16 protein-coding genes are annotated in these 16,710 nt (G+C 61.1%); 9 read left to right on the forward strand and 7 right to left on the reverse strand.

Annotation, left to right across the window (positions count from 1 at the left end; all coding sequences use genetic code 11):
• Positions 1-16: 16 nt before the first annotated feature.
• Entirely contained in the window at positions 17-1,291 is a 1,275-nt protein-coding gene (locus X742_RS159810) for an NAD(P)/FAD-dependent oxidoreductase (protein ID WP_023771392.1), read from the reverse strand.
• Positions 1,292-1,673: 382 nt separating this feature from the next.
• Between X742_RS159810 and X742_RS159805 the strand changes: the two genes are divergently transcribed.
• Positions 1,674-3,293: a GMC family oxidoreductase N-terminal domain-containing protein gene (locus X742_RS159805; RefSeq protein WP_023771393.1), complete on the forward strand. Its 1,620-nt coding sequence runs from the start codon at positions 1,674-1,676 to the stop codon at positions 3,291-3,293.
• Positions 3,294-3,382: 89 nt separating this feature from the next.
• Here the strand turns inward: X742_RS159805 and X742_RS159800 are convergent, their stop codons facing one another.
• The 3 genes from X742_RS159800 to X742_RS159790 form a co-directional block, all read right to left on the reverse strand.
• Complete coding sequence (locus X742_RS159800) at positions 3,383-4,141, reverse strand: ABC transporter ATP-binding protein (protein WP_023771394.1); 759 nt, start codon at positions 4,139-4,141, stop codon at positions 3,383-3,385.
• 122 nt (positions 4,142-4,263) lie between these two features.
• Positions 4,264-5,067, reverse strand: coding sequence for an ABC transporter permease (locus X742_RS159795; RefSeq protein ID WP_023771395.1), 804 nt, complete (start codon positions 5,065-5,067; stop codon positions 4,264-4,266).
• A 94-nt stretch (positions 5,068-5,161) separates the two neighbouring features.
• Positions 5,162-6,145 (reverse strand): ABC transporter substrate-binding protein, encoded by a 984-nt coding sequence (locus X742_RS159790; RefSeq protein ID WP_023771396.1) that lies wholly within the window; start codon positions 6,143-6,145, stop codon positions 5,162-5,164.
• A 435-nt stretch (positions 6,146-6,580) separates the two neighbouring features.
• Here X742_RS159790 and X742_RS159785 point away from each other — a divergent pair, with 435 nt between their 5' ends.
• The 4 genes from X742_RS159785 to X742_RS159770 all read left to right on the forward strand — a co-directional run bounded on the left by X742_RS159785 (position 6,581) and on the right by X742_RS159770 (position 9,111).
• On the forward strand, positions 6,581-6,976 hold the full coding sequence (locus X742_RS159785; protein ID WP_023771397.1) for a GFA family protein: 396 nt from the start codon (positions 6,581-6,583) through the stop codon (positions 6,974-6,976).
• A 48-nt stretch (positions 6,977-7,024) separates the two neighbouring features.
• Positions 7,025-7,441, forward strand: coding sequence for an HD domain-containing protein (locus X742_RS159780; protein ID WP_023771398.1), 417 nt, complete (start codon positions 7,025-7,027; stop codon positions 7,439-7,441).
• Between the two features lie 244 nt (positions 7,442-7,685).
• The gene (locus X742_RS159775) at positions 7,686-7,943 is read left to right on the forward strand and encodes a hypothetical protein (RefSeq protein WP_023771399.1); all 258 of its coding nucleotides are present in this window, start codon (positions 7,686-7,688) and stop codon (positions 7,941-7,943) included.
• Between the two features lie 448 nt (positions 7,944-8,391).
• Positions 8,392-9,111: a Crp/Fnr family transcriptional regulator gene (locus X742_RS159770; RefSeq protein ID WP_023771400.1), complete on the forward strand. Its 720-nt coding sequence runs from the start codon at positions 8,392-8,394 to the stop codon at positions 9,109-9,111.
• Between the two features lie 669 nt (positions 9,112-9,780).
• Here X742_RS159770 and X742_RS159760 read toward each other — a convergent pair.
• From X742_RS159760 to X742_RS159750, 3 genes are all read right to left on the reverse strand, one after another.
• A complete protein-coding gene (locus tag X742_RS159760) occupies positions 9,781-11,127 on the reverse strand; it encodes a sorbosone dehydrogenase family protein (protein WP_023771403.1) in 1,347 nt (448 codons plus the stop codon).
• Positions 11,124-11,555: a DUF2231 domain-containing protein gene (locus X742_RS159755; protein WP_023771404.1), complete on the reverse strand. Its 432-nt coding sequence runs from the start codon at positions 11,553-11,555 to the stop codon at positions 11,124-11,126. The genes X742_RS159760 and X742_RS159755 overlap by 4 nt, the downstream gene beginning before the upstream one ends.
• Before the next feature lie 362 nt (positions 11,556-11,917).
• Entirely contained in the window at positions 11,918-12,667 is a 750-nt protein-coding gene (locus X742_RS159750) for a Crp/Fnr family transcriptional regulator (RefSeq protein WP_023771405.1), read from the reverse strand.
• A 600-nt stretch (positions 12,668-13,267) separates the two neighbouring features.
• On the opposite strand from X742_RS159750, the gene X742_RS159745 reads away from it, so the two are divergent.
• The 4 genes from X742_RS159745 to X742_RS159730 all read left to right on the forward strand — a co-directional run bounded on the left by X742_RS159745 (position 13,268) and on the right by X742_RS159730 (position 16,702).
• Positions 13,268-14,359: a flavodoxin family protein gene (locus X742_RS159745; RefSeq protein WP_023771407.1), complete on the forward strand. Its 1,092-nt coding sequence runs from the start codon at positions 13,268-13,270 to the stop codon at positions 14,357-14,359.
• Positions 14,359-15,213: an alpha/beta hydrolase gene (locus X742_RS159740; protein ID WP_023771408.1), complete on the forward strand. Its 855-nt coding sequence runs from the start codon at positions 14,359-14,361 to the stop codon at positions 15,211-15,213. Before X742_RS159745 ends, X742_RS159740 begins: the two co-directional genes overlap by 1 nt.
• Before the next feature lie 429 nt (positions 15,214-15,642).
• Positions 15,643-16,197 (forward strand): LysE family translocator, encoded by a 555-nt coding sequence (locus X742_RS159735; protein ID WP_245273854.1) that lies wholly within the window; start codon positions 15,643-15,645, stop codon positions 16,195-16,197.
• Positions 16,198-16,225: 28 nt separating this feature from the next.
• Positions 16,226-16,702: a GNAT family N-acetyltransferase gene (locus X742_RS159730; protein WP_084056256.1), complete on the forward strand. Its 477-nt coding sequence runs from the start codon at positions 16,226-16,228 to the stop codon at positions 16,700-16,702.
• Positions 16,703-16,710: the final 8 nt, after the last annotated feature.

Genomic DNA, 16,710 nt, shown 5'->3' on the forward strand with positions numbered 1-16,710 from the left:
CAGCCGTCGGCGGCGGTCAGGCGTCCACGGTTTCGCGCTTAGCGGCGGCGTGATAAGCGAGATATTTGCGCTGCGTCGAAATACGGTCGGCCACGTGCTTGGCATCGTGCCACACGCCCCAGATGAAGCTCGATCCCCTGCGTGACTGCCAGGGCAGTCCCAGGAAATAGATCCCCGGCTCGGTCGAGACGCCGCGCTGGTGCCTTGGCCGGCCCTGCTCGTCAAAGGCATCGACCTTGAGCCAGCTGTAATCGGCGGCAAAGCCTGTCGCCCAGATGATCGAACTTATCCCGGCTTCGGCCAGATCGAGCTCGAGGATCGGATTGGTCACGCAGTCCGGGTCAGGGCCGATCCGGCGGGCAGCGGGTTCTTCGGGAAGGTCGAGACCGTTGCGCGCGACATAGGCGTCGGCCTCGTCCAGCAATGCCATCAGATTGGCATCACCGCGGGCGATGTTTTTGGCAAGATCGGGCGCGAAGGTCATGGCACCGTCCTGGTACGCCCTCGTCATGCCGACGAGCGTAAGCCCCTGCCCCGCCAGACGGCGAAAATCGATCGTTTCTCCGCCCCGCGCGCCACTCACCGCGATCGTGACATGTTCCGTGCCGGGCCCGGGAGTTTCGAGGTCCCATTTGCCGAGAACACCCAGCCACCAGCAGAAGTCGCGGCCGCGATAGGCGCGCGGCGGGCGGTCGTGCGCGCCGACCGAGAGATGGACGCGTTTGCCACCACGCTGGAGTTCGTCCGCAATCTGGACGCCCGAGGATCCCGCGCCGACCACCAGCACCGCGCCTTTCGGCAATTGCGCGGGATTGCGGTAGGCGCTGGAGTGGATTTGCAGGATGCCGGCATCGGCAGGAACGAGGGGCGGGATGACCGGGACCTGGAAAGGGCCAGTCGCCGCGACAACGCTGTTGGCCTCGATCATGCCATCGGACGTCTCGACTCGGAATCCGGGCCGGCCGACATTTCTTTGCACGGACCTGACCTCGACGCCGCAGCGGACCGGCGCATTGATCTGCTTTGCGTAAGCGACAAAATAGTCGGCGACCTCTTCCTTGGAGGGAAAGCCATCGGGGCCTGTCACAGGAAATTCCATGCCCGGAAAGCGGTCGTGCCAGGCCGGGCCGTTGGCAACCAGGGAGTCCCACCGCTGCGAGCGCCAGCGCTCGGCGATGCGACCGCGTTCGAGAACGAGATGCGGCACCCCGCATTTGCTCAGGTGCTCGCTCATGGCCACCCCAGCCTGGCCGCCACCAACAACAAGCGTGTCTATCGTCTCAACCGACATGCCCGGTCCTTTTCTGACCATCCGACAGCTCCCGCCGCACGTGATGAAATCGATTTCCGGCGGCCGGCAAACGCAGCCCCGGGAGATCCATTTCTCCGTGTTCCGGACAAGCCGTGCGCCATCCGGTCGCCTCCCTATTGGCGCTCACAAGTAGCAGCACGTGCCGGTGGGCGCCCATAACGAATCTCCGAAGTCACGCGTAACCATTTCCGAATTTCTCATGCCGATGGACGCATCTACAGTTTCAGCGGCCGGATCCGCAGCGCCGAATGAGTTGGCGGCGAAGCCGGGCATGTGTCGGCACGGAATCGTTGCGGAACAGGAGCAGCCTCGCAGCGGCCCGTTCGGCAATGCCACGAGCCGGCATTCTCGAGGGGCTGGCATGAAGACTGAGAGCTATGACTATATTGTCGTCGGCGCGGGTTCGGCCGGGTGCGTGGTGGCCAATCGGCTGAGCGCCGATCCGGCGGTCAGGGTGTGCCTGGTAGAGGCAGGCGGCAGCGACAACAGCCCGCGGGTAAGGATTCCGGCGGGCATTCTGTCGCTCTATGGCAACCCGAACTACGACTATTGTTTCGTCGGCGTGCCGCAACCCCATCTCAACAACCGCAGCATTCCGGTCAACCGGGGCAAGGCGCTGGGCGGATCGAGTTCGATCAACTCGATGGTCTATATTCGCGGCGCGGCGCAGGACTATGACGAGTGGGCCGGGCTCGGCTGCGCCGGCTGGGCTTACAACGACGTGCTACCAGTGTTCAGGAAGCTGGAGCGCAACCTGATCGCCCAGGACCCGCGCTATCACGGCACGGACGGCGAGCTCATGGTCGACAATCCGCGCGATCCGAACGTGCTTTCCGCCATGTTCGTCCTGGCCGGCGAACGTGCCGGCCTGCCCGCCAACGAAGACTTCAATGCAGAGAGCCAGTTCGGCGTCGGGATCTACAACGTCACCCAGAACCGGGGCCAGCGCTTCAGCAGCTTCACCGCCTTCATGCGTCCGGTGCTCCATCGCGGGAACCTGACGCTGCTCAGTGCATGCGAGGTGGTCGACCTTGTCATTGCCGAAGGGCGCGCCACCGGCCTGCGGGTGCGTCACGACGGCGAGCAAAAAATAGTCGCGGCCAGCCGCGAGATCGTGCTCTGTGCCGGGGCCATCAACTCGCCCAAGATCCTGATGGCATCCGGCATCGGCCCCGCGGACGAGCTGCGGCAGATCGGCATCACGCCGATTCTCGATCTGCCCGGTGTCGGCAAGAACCTGCAGGACCATGTCGACGGCATGATCACCGTGCGCTCCAGGAGCACCAGGACGCTCGGCCTGTCGTTTGCCAACCTGCCCCGCATCGCGGCAGCGCCTTTCCAGTATTTCGCGCGCCGCAAGGGAATCCTCACGACCAACTATGTCGAGGCCGGCGGCTTTGCGAAGACTCGGCATGCGAACGGCCTGCCCGACATTCAGTTCCACTTCGTGCCGGGCTATCGCAGCCATCGCGGCAGGCTCATCGAATATGGCCACGGCTACGCCATTCACACCTGCGTTCTCAGGCCGAAAAGCGTGGGCGAGATCAGATTGTCACAGGACAGTTCTCGCCGCGACGTTCTCATCGATCACCGCTTCTTCGCGAACGAGGACGACGCCATGGTGCTTGTCGAAGGCATCAAGATCGCGCGCAATATCCTCGCCGCATCCGAGTTCGATGCGGTGCGTGGCAAGGAAATGCTTCCGGGCAAGGATGTCGGTAGCGACGACGAGATCCTAGCCTATCTGCGCGCCGAAGCGCTGACCGTCTACCACCCTGTCGGAACCTGCAAGATGGGGACGGACGCGATGGCGGTCGTTGATCCGGCGACGCTGAAAGTGCGAGGCATGGACGGGCTCCGGGTCGCCGATGCGTCAGTCATGCCGAAGCTGATCGGCGGCAACACGAACGCGCCAAGCATGATGATCGGACAGAAGTGCTCGGAGATGATCCTGGGCTCGGCGCGTCGCGGCGAAAGATAACGATCCGCCCAGCCTTTCAACATCGTAGGGAGTTCAGCATTGGCAACGCCGAGCTGCCTACGACCGTTTGTGTTTCCTTGAGATTGCTCTCAAAGATCCTCATCGATCTCGTCATGCAAGAGGCCGAGGATGCGGCGCTTGAGAGCGATGAACTCGGGTTCGAGGATCACATCCATCGAACGCGGCCTTGGGATGTCGACCTTGATCTCGGCCTTGATCTTGCCGGGCCGGGCCGTCATCACCAGGACGCGATCGCCCAGGACCAGTGCCTCGTCTATATCGTGAGTAACGAACAGCACCGTCTTTTGCTGCCGCTCCCAGACGCGCAACAGCAGTTTTTGCATGGTGCCGCGCGTCTGACTGTCGAGGGCGCCGAAGGGTTCGTCCATCAACAGAACGGCCGGATCGTTGGCAAGGGCGCGCGCGATCGCCACACGCTGCTTCATGCCGCCGGAAAGCTGGGCGGGGTAGTGGTCGGCAAAGGGCGCGAGGCCGACTTCGTCGAGATACTGGTCGACGATCTGCTTGCGCCGCCCCGCCGGCAGGCCCTTGCGCTTGGGTCCATACTCGATGTTGGCGCGCACGGTGAGCCAGGGGAACAAAGTGTAGCTCTGGAACACCATGCCTCTGTCGGGGCCCGGTTCGATCACTTCCCTGCCATCGACCTTGATGCTGCCCGAAGTCGCGTCATTGAGGCCGGCCGCAAGGTAGAGCAGGCTCGATTTGCCGCATCCCGAAGGGCCGACGATGACGCAGAATTCGTTCTTGGCCACCTTCAGCGACACATCGTCCAACGCCAGCACGCCGTTGGCGTCGCCGTAACGCAATGTCACGTCCTCAACGGCCATCGTCGTGCCGGTCGAGCGCGGATCGCCGGTCGTCGCGGCCGTGCCGGCCAGATCGTTCGCCTTGATGGTCTCGCTCATTGCTACCCTTGATCCGACTGCGGTTTGCGAGCTTGCGTTCAAAATCAGGATGCCCATGGCGCGACCCTGGCCCTGATAACGCGGAACGCCGTATCGGTGATAAGGCCCAGAAGCCCGATCGCGGCGATTGCCATGAAGATCACATCGACCTGGAAGCCTCGCATCGCCTTCAGGCTGATATAGCCGAGGCCGCTCGACGCGGCGACGAGTTCGGCCACGACCAGATAGGTCCAGGCCCAGCCCATGGTGACGCGAAGCGTGTCGAGGATGGCTGGAAGCGCGGCCGGGAAAATGACGTGCCACACCGCTTCGCTGCGCTTGGTGCCCAGAGTGTAGGAGGCGTTGACCAGGTCCCTGGAGACGCTGCGCGCACAGTCGGAAATCATCACGAGCTGCTGGAAGAAGGTGCCGAAGAAGATGACCGCTATGCGCTGTTCGATACCGATGCCGATCCAAAGGATGAACAGGGGCACGAAGGAGGTCACAGGCAGGTAGCGGATGAAGTTGACCAAGGGCTCCAGCGGCGCCTGCACCACCCGGTAGGTCCCCATCCACAGCCCCAGTGGCACCGAGATCAGCGAGGAGACGATGAAGCCCAGGATCACCACCTTGGCGCTGGTCAAAGTGTGGTAGAAAAGGCTGCCGTCCAGGGACATGCGATAGGTCGTCTGCAGCACGGTTCCCGGCGTCGGCAGGAACATGTTCGGCACCACGCGGCCATAGGACAGCAGCGCCCAGCCGCCGATCACGACCACCCACATCGCCAGCGCGAGTGTCGTTGCCGTGCTGGCGGGAATGTTGGCGAATGGGGTCGTCAGGCGTGTCCACGCCGTCCGCCTCTGTGCCATGGCATGGCCTCCGTTGATTTTCTGAAGCGCGAAGCTCTGGCCTTTTGGGAAACCGGGTTCGGCCAGGCGGACCGACCCCGGCTATCCCGGAGGCTCACTGTTCCCTGATGAAATCGGTGTCGAGGATGGTTTTCGCGTCGATCGTCATCTTGAGCTTGCCGGCCTTGCCCCAGATGTCCTGCGCGAAATTCACCAGCTCGGACGCCTCGCTCTTTTCCGGCGTGCCGAAGAATTCCAGGTTGCGATCACGATCGTAATAGCGCACGCCCTTGGCGCCGGCGGCGAAATCCTCGGGCTTTTCGAGATAGCCGCCAATGCCCTTGGCCATGATCTCATAGGCCTTTTCCGGATTGGTCTTGATGTATTCAACCGCTTTGTAATAGCCCTTGACGAGGGCCTTTACGTCCTCGGGATGCTTTTCGATCAGATCGCATTTGAGGGCGATCACATCCACGATCAAGCCAGGGGTGGTCGTGGAATCGATCAACACCTTTCCCTTGCCGCCCTTGCGGACTTCGGTAAGGTGCGGCTCCCACGTCACGGCGGCGGGAACCTGGCCGGCGATGAAGGCGGTCGCCGCGTCGTCGGCGGTCATGTTGGTAATGGTAACGTCGTCCTCGGTCATGCCTTCCTTTTTCAGGAGCACGTTGAACCAGAATTCGGAAACGGAGCCCTCGTTCAAGGCCACCTGCTGGCCCTTCAAATCCTTGAGCGACTTGATCTCGGGCTGCGTGACGACGCCATCACCGCCGTGGCTGTCGTCGAGCGCAAGAACGTATTTGAAGCAGAGATCGTCCGAGCGGTACTTCATCAGCTCGTCGACGGTGGAGGCGGCGCCATCGAGATCGCCGCCGGCGACCGCAGCCATGTAAAGCGCTGATTCTTCTATGACCTTCAGGTCGACGTCGACGCCGGCCTCCTTGAAGTAACCGAGGTCGCGGGCAAGAAACAGCGGCCCGTAACCTACCCAGGTCGTCATGCCGAGACGGATGGCGCCCGCATTGGCGGGAGCTGCAAGTCCCAGGCCCAGCAGGCCTGCGCCGACCGCGCCCATCAGGCAGTTTCGAAATGTCTTCATTGTCGTGGTTCCCCTATGGCTGTTGCCGGCATCGGCCTCATTCTCGCGGCCTATGCCGGTTGCGTTTCGGCAGCCGCTCTTGTTTGGGCGTCGCCTCCCAGCGAGCCTTGCGTGTTCTAAGGTTCGCAACAGAGCATCCGGGCCGGATCGCAAAAAGAAGTCTTTTTCTGCCCATTGCTTCGTCGAAACCGAAGCGGCTTGATAGCCGATCGGCGGACTGGCTCTGGACCCTGGCTGGCCCATTTTCCGCAGGGTCGCCGACAGAAGCAGCCTCGATGGCACGGCGGTGGAAAAGACAAGCGCCTCGTGCGCGAACTCGCTCCTGCGGGGCACAGGAACCGACGAGGGCGGCCGACGTTTTCGCCAGATGAACGAAGCTGCCCGCACGGGATTGGAGAGCCTGCCGAAACGCAGGCCCATCGGACTGGAGCCAAGGTGGAACTGAACGGCGGATGTCTTTGCGGCCGGATTCGCTTCAACGTCACAAGCGAACCGAGAGTGCACTATTGCCATTGCGATATGTGCCGGCGCGCGACCGGAAGTGCATTCGCGGTCCTGGCGTGGGTGCCTTCGCCAGACCTGACCTGGATCGACGCCACTCCCGCCTATCGCCGATCTTCACCGATCGCCCAAAGGGGGTTCTGTCCTGCCTGCGGATCGCCGCTCACCCTTGCCTATGACGTCTCGCCCGGGGAAATCGCGCTGCATGTCGGCACATTCGACGACCCAGCGCGGTTGGAGCCTCGCTACAATTACGGATCAGGGCAGCGGCTTGGCTGGGTCTGCTGCGGCGTGGACTTGCCGCACCGCGAAACCGAGGAACGCTGGTAGCTCTGAAGGCAACGCGGATCGCTGGCCGAAAGGGTGGAGATGGATGCGATGAGTATTTTTTATCGGGCGGCCAAGATTGCGGAGCAGGCGCATGCATCGCAGCACGACAAGACAGGAGGACCCTATATCGACCATTGCCGTCGAGTAGTCGACGCCGTCGAAACGATAGACGAGAAAGTTGTCGCCTATCTGCACGACGTCCTGGAAAAAAGCGAAGGCTGGAGCCGGGCCAAGCTCGAGGAGGCGGGCTTTGGACCGACGATCGCCGCTGCGGTCGATGCCATGACACGCAGAGAAGGCGAGGACTATTTCGCATTCGTACGCCGGGCCGCATCGAACCCATTGGCGCTGCCGGTGAAACGGGCGGATCTCACCGACAATATCTGGCAATCACGGCAGATCGGAGCATCCACGGCCAAGTATGAAGAAGCATTGCGCATTCTTGACGACGAGTTCAGCAAGTGAATGCCGGAATACTGGCGGCAATCGCGTCATGGCATCCGACAGGCGCCACTGGTCGATGCCCTGTAGTCGCGCGATGCTAAGATGCATGGGTTACGGAAACCAACTCGTTTGGTAATTTTCGTACCAACGTTTTTTCGTGACACGCTGGGTGGGTGGTTTTATGAATCGACGACCGATCCGCGTCCGGCATGCCTTCTGGTGCGCAATGCCTGGCCGCCTTCGGATCGCTTCCAAGGTGACGCCCATGCGGGAATTGCCGAAAGACATTGACGCCGATGTGGTGATCGAAATCAGCAGATTGCTGGACGACAGCGCGCTTTTCGCGCCTGTCCGCGTTCATGAACTCACAGCAAGGGTAAGGCAGAAAGTGAAGACGGGGTTGCCGGATCGTTCGATCGAAGAGTTGATCGTGGAAATGGCTTCCTTGCGTCGATTGGCCATGGCCTTTGAACTGCCCGGATCGGAAAATGTAGTCCAAATTCCACAGCGGCTCCCACGCTGACCCGCATCAAGGTCACGCGCTGCACCCGGCGGTCAGGAAAAGCGATGCCTCGAACACCTGGGCGCCCGCCTCATTGCGCACCTTGCCGGTATCTTGACCAGCTCGCGATCCGGCAGTTCATCGCGAGCGACTTCCTGCGAAATGCGAATGGCTTCCGCCCTCGCCTGTTCTCGCGATTCAAACGGCTGGTCATCGTCGTCGGGTACGAGGCCGTTGCCGTAATAGAGATAGAAATGACACCGTTTCATTTTCGGGGCAGCCTTGGACACCTCTAGCGTGCTAATACCTGGCGACACTGGTGGTTCCCGCTCCGGCGCTTGCGCCAGAATACGCGCAGGCTGCCGATGATAGGGTCCGCCATCTTCCGAAGGCCTAAGGTCCGGCTGCTATCCTTGCGTCCAGGACATCTGGCGATCGGCGTTTCAACCCCGATCGCCTCGAGGCTATGATGTTAGAGTCTCTCTATCTGCAACTCGGCCAACACGACACTTTGTCGGACGTCGAGAAGGTCTTGTTGGCCGAAACGGTTGTTTTCGGACGCGAGTTCGAAAAGGGGCAAGATGTGGTCAAAGCGGGGTCCCGGCCAACCTATAGCACCATGCTGCTGGATGGCCTGGCGGCACGCTACAAGGTGCTCGAGGGCGGCGGTCGGCAGTTCACGTCCTTGCAGGTGCCCGGCGACTTCGTCGATCTCCACGCCTTTTTGCTCAAGACCATGGATCACGGCATCATCGCGCTGTCGCCTTGCCGGGTGATGTACGCGGATCACAACAAGCTGAAAGCTATTACGGAACAGGCCCCTCATCTGACCCGGCTGTTGTGGCTCGATACGCTGGTCGATGGCGCCATACATCGCGAATGGATCGTGGCAATGGGCCGCCGCTCCAGGACCTCGCATCTGGCCCATCTCATCTGCGAACTGTTCGTACGCCTGCAGGCGGTGAAACGCACCAACGGAATGAGCTTCCACCTACCGCTGTCACAGACTGAAATGGCCGACGTGCTTGGGTTGTCGGTCGTGCACATGAACCGGGTGATCGGCGGCTTGAAAAAGATCAAGGTAGTTAACTGGACGAACCATATGGTCACCATTCTGGACTGGGACCAGCTTGCCAGGCTTGCCGAGTTCGATCCTACCTATCTGAGCATCAACAACGAACCGAGATGAGCAGCCTTAAACTCAGTTACGAGGCGGATTGCTCCACCAACTCAAGCGGCCCGGGTTACGAGCGGGCCTTGTCCTTCCCTACGGGTGGATAGCGCCTGATTTGGCGGCAAGCCGGTCCAGCAGCTTGCGCGCTTCATCGATACGCGCGCCGCATGTCTTCAATATCCGAGCGAAGATCGGCAATCTGTGCCGCCGCCCTCCGTTGATATAGGCGCGCACTTTCATTGAGGAAGTAGTCAGGTTCCCACGGGTCCATCGCTATCAGATCCGTTGCGCACCAGTTCGAACGTCACCTTTACCGTAACGAGGGGTTTGCTAGCACCAGCTCGGACATGCAAGCCAACCTCTCGGAAATTGCCGTCAGGCATCTGGTCCTTTACTATTTCGAGCAACGCCTTTGCCGCCTCATCCTCAGCTACCTCCAAGCTCGGAAGCTCGGTTCCTTCAGTGTCCGGGAAGGAGGTTCCATTGTCGACTAGATCAAAATAATAGCGCGCCATCATTGCCGAACAAGGCGGCGCGACCTTTGTTCCCCTCGACCTAGCCGTATCGCGCGTGCCGGTTAACGCATACCTTGAATCTTCAGTAGAGGTTACGCCGCCGGTAACAGCGTGAGGGTCAACTGGCCAGCGTGTCACGTACCGGCTTCCTGCGTATACAATCCGATAGCTACCGAGATGCGGTCACGCGCCAGACCGTGTTTCCGACATCGTCCGCAATCAACAGCGCGCCCGCCTTGTCGACAGCAACGCCCACGGGTCGCCCATGTGCCTTGTTGTCACTGTCCAGGAAACCGGTGATGACGTCCTGAGGCTTGCCGTTGGGATGACCTCCATTGAACGGTATGAAAACGACCTTATAGCCGTTGAAGCGCTTACGGTTCCAGCTGCCATGTTCGCCGACAAAGGCGCCATTGCGATAGGATTCGGGCAGATTCGTGCCGGTGTAAAATGCCAGGCCCAGGGGCGCGACATGGGAGCTCAGTGCATAGTCCGGAGCGATCGCCTTGGCGACCAGGTCCGGCCGCTGCGGCATCACCCGCGGATCGACATGCTGGCCATAGTAGCTGTAGGGCCAGCCATAAAACGCGCCGTCCTTGACCGAAGTCATGTAGTCGGGAACCAGATTGGGGCCGAGTTCGTCGCGCTCGTTGATGACGGCCCACAGCGCTCCGCTCTGCGGCTCCCAACTCAAACCGTTGGGATTGCGCAGCCCGCTTGCGAAAATGCGCGAACGGCCTGTCGCCCTGTCGACCTCCCAGATCGCGGCGCGATCCTTTTCCGCCTGGATGCCGTTCTCGGTGATGTTGCTGTTGGAGCCGACACCGACATAAAGCAGCGATCCGTCCGGACTGGCGACGAGAGACTTGGTCCAATGATGATCGATCGGGCCGCCGGGCAGAGGCGTCAGCACGGTGCCTGGCGCGGTGATCGTGGTATCGCCGGATATGTAGGGATAACGCACGATCGCATCCGTGTTGGCGACGTAGAGATCGCTGCCGACCAGAGCCACGCCGAAGGGCGAATTGAGATGATCGAGGAATACATCCTGCACGTCGGGCACGCCGTCGCCATTCGAATCACGCAACAGCGTGATACGGTTGCTTCCCTCGGTACCGCCGCCCGACGTCGCCATGGACTCGATCCAGCCCATGATCAGGTCCTTCGGACGCTTGATCGCGGCGCCGGGCGGCGCCACGGACTCGACCACGAGAATGTCACCGTTCGGCAAGGTGTAGAGCGAGCGTGGATGCTTCAATCCCTTGGCGAATGCCTGGATCTGCAAACCCTTCGCGACCGTTGGTTTCTCGTCCTGTTTCCAGCCGACGACCGAAGCGACATGCATGGGCGGGACAAGATATTGCGTTGGTTCAGGCAGTGTCGGACTTGGGCCGACCTGGCCGCTCGGGTCTGGGTCGTCGTTGCTGCAGGCTGGCAATGCCAAAAGCGATCCGCACAACAGACCGAACCCAAGGGCACGCCGGACGTGAGTGTTCGAAACCTGCAGGGCGTTCATTCGACCACCTCCACGCGAGTGCGGCCGGTGCTCCATCCCAGCAACCGCACGAGAACCAAGACGATCACGGCCGCCGCGGAGAGGATGAGTCCTGCCGGCACGACCGACGTCCACGCGTCACGGCTGTGCACCAGCGCGTTGAAGAACGACAGCACAAGCACCACCAGGCTGCCGAGCAGATAGGCTCCGTGCGTACGGAGAATTCGACGGGTGAAGAGATCGAAAAGCGCCGCAAGCACCGCAAGAGCGCCCATCACGAGGCCGGCGAACAGCAGCCATGCGGAAAAATCGGCCCACATCATCTCCGCGGTTCGCCAATAGGTGAGGTCAGTCAGCAGCGCACCGATGAAACAAGCATTGGCGACCGCCATCGGTGTCCGATGGATCGGGCGGCCGACGACCACCGGTATCGATCGCGAATTGACCATGGACCTTCTCGCCCTGCTCCGGATAGCATCTGGGCTTCAAACAAACCTGGAGTTGAGATGTTCCGGGAACAGTTTGCGTTCAAGGACTTGTGATTGCCCTGACCAAGGGCGATCGCCGTCGGCGGTGAATGGCGCGAAGCGCGCCGGCATCGTCAGCGCGAGATTAAATTCGTACGTTTCTTACCAAACCTTGGCCCTTTATTGTCAGTCATTGGCAGAGGACTAGATTGACCAGGCGGCATCCCCAAATCATGCCGCAGTGGCCGATGCGGGCTTAGGCAATGTGCCGTCACTGGCATTGTCGCGTCGGCCACTCCCGCAATGCATGCAATACCCGCCCTGCAATGCCGACATGATGGCGGTCAGGTGGGCGGACGGTCCTGCCTCGAAGGGTTCTTTGAACCGAGGTCCCCGACCAGCCGACGGTATTGCAGTTCGGGAGGGCCGTAAGATTCTCGTGCCAGCGCCACGAGACCTTTCCGATCCCGGATGGTAATTTCGCCGCGGCGGGCACGGATGTAGCCATGGCTTTCTATTGTCTGAAGCCCCACGGTAACTCCGGGGCGCCTGACGCCCAGCATGACGGAAAGGAATTCGTGGGTTATCATAATCCTGTCGCCGACGGTCCGGTCACTGCACATCAGAAGCCATCTCGCCAGCCGGACCTCCAGGCTGTGTCGTGCGTTGATCGATGCCGTGTAGCTCGTCTGGACGTGGAGATACTGGACGTAGCGCAACAGGAACGGCCGCAAGGTCGGGCTCTCTTCCAAGGCTTCGACAAACGGCGAGGCGCTCATCCGTATCGCTTCGCTCGTCGACTGGATGTAACAATCGAAGCTTGCCAGGTCGTCGCCCATGATCAGCGCCGAACCGGTCATGCCTTCGAAGCCGATTATTCCCACCTCTGATTCCGCCGTTCCCGAAGTCTTGGCGACGACCGATGCGATGCCACTCTCCAGGAAATAGACAGCTTCGATCTTTTTGCCTTCGATCTCCAACGGCGAGCGCAATTCCAGAAAAACACTTTCGAGATGAGGCCGCAGCCGCTCGAAATCGGCCGCGCTCATTCGGCGCAACAACTCGCTCTTGGCCTGCAGAATCTTGTGATCCACGAGACGCTCTCCACTTGGGCAAGAGCGCTGGGATCTCTCGGCCGGCCGCGCCCCTCGAACGAGCGGACGGTGGCAAAACATAAACCGTCCCACCCGGCCAGCACTAGGCAGGCGGCCGCGTCGGTATGAAACCGACAGTAGCTGCTGTGGACAAACCGCAGGTTTTGTCGGCTATCCATCCTTGGCGAGAAGACGAGCTTCCCTGAGGATCGAGGAGCGGTCGAACCCCACCAGCAACACTATGTCTCGTATCTGCTGTTCCGTAGCGCCCGATTCTCGGGCAAGTGTACGCACGGCTTCGGCCGCTAGACCGGGGCGCTCGGGGTCTTTCGCCATGACATCCTAGCCTCACGCTGGGGCAGGAGTGCGATGGTCGCTCCCAAGCGTCAACGCCCGTATCGTGCTGCTGACGACCTCTTTGTGTACGCCTTCGTACCGAACTTGGCGAATCAATTCGCAACACGCCGGTTCGGGTGATTTCAGCGCGCCTCGTTTGTTCGCCAAAAAATCCTTGCAGATCATGGCTATCGCGCGTTCGGAACGCCGCGCCTGTTTGCTGCGTTTGAGCTTGGATGGCTTTCCACGCAGAGGTGAGACCCCATGTTCGATTGGCTGAAGAGCGGCGCGCCAGAACCGCGCAAGGGCATGCCCAGCCCCCGCCTCGACGAAGAGGCTTTCAAGCGTCGCTATGGCGAACAGTTCAACGATCCGGCGTTCGAGCCCCTGGCCGCCGACATCGAGCGAATAACGGAGGTGGCCTGGCAGGCCTACAGGGATTCCAGAAAGAGCCCGCGGACCCGAAAGGCGGGACGTGGCTTTGCCGATCCCGATTACGATCTGGCGGTCGATTGGCTCGAGGCCAGACAAGCAATCGAGCGCGCAAAGCGCATGAATGAGCGGGGCAAACGACGCCGCGTCCTGATCGTGAACGGATCGCCGCGCAGCGAGCACACCTGCCCCGGCGAGATGTCCAAATCCTATCGTTTGGTCGAAATCGCCCGGAAGATTTTCAACACCGGCGGCGCGGAAATCGAGATCCTGGATTTGTCCCGGCTGGCCGCCGAATACGGCCGCAAAATCTACCCCTGCAAGGCCTGCTTCTCCACTGCTGCCGCGCTTTGTCACTGGCCCTGTTCCTGCTATCCAAATCATTCGCTCGGCCAGACGCAGGACTGGATGAACGAGATCTATCCGATGTGGGTTGCTGCCCATGCGGTGATGATCATAACGCCTGTCCACTGGTATCAGGCCACCTCGCCGCTGAAGCTGATGATGGACCGTCTGGTATGCGCCGATGGCGGCAATCCCGATCCTAGTTCCACGCACGGCAAGGAGGCGCGGGAGGCGAAGGCGCTGGAACTCGAGGGATGGGACTATCCCCGGCACCTTGCCGGCCGGCTCTTTTCGGTAATCGTGCATGGCGATACCGAGGGAGCCGAAAACGTCCGGCGCTCTTTATCGGATTGGCTGAAATCGATCGAAATGGTCCCGGCGGGGCCGAAGGCCGAACTCGACCGTTACACCGGTTATTGGAAGCCGTACGCGACCAGCCACGACGACCTCGACGATGACAAGGACCTGCAGGAGGAAGTCCGAAACGCGGCGCGTACGCTTCTGGCCGCGGCGGTTGCTCGGAAGGAGGGCACTTTCGTCGCCGCTGGACAGTCGCTGACCGACCCTCGGCAAAAATGATGTTTGACGGCTTTGCCCTGGAGATCGTCAAGCTTGCGGATGCGATGTTGCGCGTGCGCCATGGTGGGGCTGGCCCGCCAGTGTTGCTCCTGCATGGGCACCCGCGAACCCACACCACATGGCATCGCGTCGCGCCGATACTGGCAAGACGTCACACCGTCATTTGCCCGGACCTGCCGGGTTTTGGGCAATCATCCGTCCCGGCCGATGGCTGGGAAAGCGCGGGATCTTCAAAGCGGGCAAAGGCCGGCATTTGCGTCGCTCTGATGCACAGGCTTGGTTTTGATCGTTTCGCCGTCGCCGGGCATGACCGTGGCGCCCTTACCGCATTCAGGATGGCGATGGATCATCCCGCCAGTATATCGCACCTTGTCGAAATCGATGGCATCCCGGTCCTCGAGCATCTGGAGCGTTGCGACAGCCGCTTTGCGACAGAGTGGTGGCATTGGTTCTTCTTTGCCCAGCCAGACAAGCCCGAGCGCGCCATCAATGTCGATCCGCAGGCGTGGTATGGCGGATCGGCCGAAGCGATGGGCAAAGAAAACTTCGAGGACTACCAGACGGCGATCAACAGTCCGCACGTCGTGCATGGGATGCTCGAGGACTACCGGGCCGCCCTAACGATCGATCGGCGGCACGATGCGGAGGATCGCGCCCAAGGGCTACGGGTCGAATGTCCAACGCTTGTCCTGTGGTCGCTGCGCGACGATCTTGAACGGCTCTATGGTGATGTGCTGGCGATCTGGCGCCCGTGGGCCCGGCACCTGCAAGGCCAAGGCATCGACAGCGGTCACCATGTCGCCGAAGAAGCACCGGACCTGTTGGCGAAGGCCATCCTGGACTTCCTTGCTTGACGGCCCACTGGTTTTGATCTGGCGAAGATGGGACGGGCAGCACAATGGTCGGGCCACGTGCTGCCGGATGACACGCAGCCTTCGTTCCCCGGGAACAAATCTCCCTTTGGAAAATTGTGACGCCGAGGAGAATATCGGAAGCTCCGGGCCGGAAATATCGCGTTGCGACGGAGTTCTCAGCGAGCAGGTATATTGAGAACATTTTGTGACCGAGGGGGGCTCCATGCGGTTCGACAAGGCCGGCTAGACGGCCCCAGGAGTGATCGCGCCAAGGCAAAATGTCGCCGCTTGCCGGGACAGGGGGCCGGCATTGAACGCGCCAAATAGGCTTGGGCAGGGAGGTGTAAGATCGATCCCAATCTGTGGTTCGCCTTTCTCGGCACCGTGATCCTGTTGCAGATGCCACCCGGCCCCGACAGCATGCTGGTCATGGCACGTGGCATCGGGCAAGGCCGTGGCGTGGCGTTGTTCACGGTCGTGGGAATGACATTGGGCGCAGGCACGGTGCAACTGCCGCTGATCGCCTTGGGTGTCTCCTCGCTCCTGCGTGCATCGCCATTGGCATTCGACGCGCTTCGTTGGGCTGGGGCAGCCTATCTGGTCTGGTTGGGCATAAGTTTGCTCTCGGGCACGAAAAGCGATCTGGATGTCGATTGCGTCAAGCGCGTCGGTCCGCTCGCAGCGATGCGGGAAGGTATGATAGCCAACCTCATCAATCCGTGGCCCATGACCTTCATGATCGCGTTCCTGCCCCAGTTCGTCGATCCGAACCGTGGCTCTGTCTGGTTCCAGATGCTGATGCTCGGCGCGACCCAGAAATTGACTGGCGTCTTGGTCCTGGGAACCTATGCGGTTGCTTCTGGTGTGCTCGGCGAATGGGTCATGCGTCGACCCCGCGTGAGACTTTGGCAACAACGGATAGCGGGCTGCTTCATTGTCGGCCTTGGCATTCGAATGGCCGTGGGCGGCGGGGCCGGCAAGTGAAGCGAAAGTCTCCTTCGCAGATCCAACGATGACAAGATCGAAGCAGGTTTCAGACTGGGCATGTTCAGCGAGCGGCGCAGCACGGAAGCCGGATCTCCTGATCGAGTTGGTTGAAACAGGCGGGGATGCCAAGGCAGAAGCGGGCGCTGCTCTCTATCGCTACAATGTGGCCAAGTCCGGCGTCGCGGATCGAATGCCGATCGGCGCCATAGTGCGCGACGCCTCGGGAAAGGTCGTTGGGGGTCTGTGGGGCAGGACTGAGCTTGGACTGTTGTTCCTGGACATGTTTTTCCTGACTGAGGATGTTCGAGGAAAGTCGTATGGCAGCCGGCTTCTGTCAGCCGTGGAAACAGAGGCAAGAAAGCGTGGCTGCGCGCGCGCCGTGGTCGAGACCAGCAGCTTCCAGGCACCTGGCTTCTATGTTCGCCACGGATACGAGGAATTTGGCAGGGTTGAATTTGGCATTCCGGGCACCGCGCGCATCTTCCTGCGAAAAGAGCTCTGAAGACTAGA

Origin of the sequence: Mesorhizobium sp. LNHC229A00, from assembly GCF_000502415.1 — a bacterium.
GTDB lineage: Bacteria > Pseudomonadota > Alphaproteobacteria > Rhizobiales > Rhizobiaceae > Mesorhizobium.

What these genes read in the sequence shown, in the direction of transcription:
- X742_RS159810 (WP_023771392.1), bottom strand. Translation starts at nt 1,291, where the DNA reads ATGTCGGTTGAGACGATAGACACGCTTGTTGTTGGTGGCGGCCAGGCT.
- X742_RS159805 (WP_023771393.1), top strand. Translation starts at nt 1,674, where the DNA reads ATGAAGACTGAGAGCTATGACTATATTGTCGTCGGCGCGGGTTCGGCC.
- X742_RS159800 (WP_023771394.1), bottom strand. Translation starts at nt 4,141, where the DNA reads ATGGCCGTTGAGGACGTGACATTGCGTTACGGCGACGCCAACGGCGTG.
- X742_RS159795 (WP_023771395.1), bottom strand. Translation starts at nt 5,067, where the DNA reads ATGGCACAGAGGCGGACGGCGTGGACACGCCTGACGACCCCATTCGCC.
- X742_RS159790 (WP_023771396.1), bottom strand. Translation starts at nt 6,145, where the DNA reads ATGAAGACATTTCGAAACTGCCTGATGGGCGCGGTCGGCGCAGGCCTG.
- X742_RS159780 (WP_023771398.1), top strand. Translation starts at nt 7,025, where the DNA reads ATGAGTATTTTTTATCGGGCGGCCAAGATTGCGGAGCAGGCGCATGCA.
- X742_RS159775 (WP_023771399.1), top strand. Translation starts at nt 7,686, where the DNA reads ATGCGGGAATTGCCGAAAGACATTGACGCCGATGTGGTGATCGAAATC.
- X742_RS159770 (WP_023771400.1), top strand. Translation starts at nt 8,392, where the DNA reads ATGTTAGAGTCTCTCTATCTGCAACTCGGCCAACACGACACTTTGTCG.
- X742_RS159760 (WP_023771403.1), bottom strand. Translation starts at nt 11,127, where the DNA reads ATGAACGCCCTGCAGGTTTCGAACACTCACGTCCGGCGTGCCCTTGGG.
- X742_RS159755 (WP_023771404.1), bottom strand. Translation starts at nt 11,555, where the DNA reads ATGGTCAATTCGCGATCGATACCGGTGGTCGTCGGCCGCCCGATCCAT.
- X742_RS159745 (WP_023771407.1), top strand. Translation starts at nt 13,268, where the DNA reads ATGTTCGATTGGCTGAAGAGCGGCGCGCCAGAACCGCGCAAGGGCATG.
- X742_RS159740 (WP_023771408.1), top strand. Translation starts at nt 14,359, where the DNA reads ATGTTTGACGGCTTTGCCCTGGAGATCGTCAAGCTTGCGGATGCGATG.
- X742_RS159735 (WP_245273854.1), top strand. Translation starts at nt 15,643, where the DNA reads ATGGCACGTGGCATCGGGCAAGGCCGTGGCGTGGCGTTGTTCACGGTC.
- X742_RS159730 (WP_084056256.1), top strand. Translation starts at nt 16,226, where the DNA reads ATGACAAGATCGAAGCAGGTTTCAGACTGGGCATGTTCAGCGAGCGGC.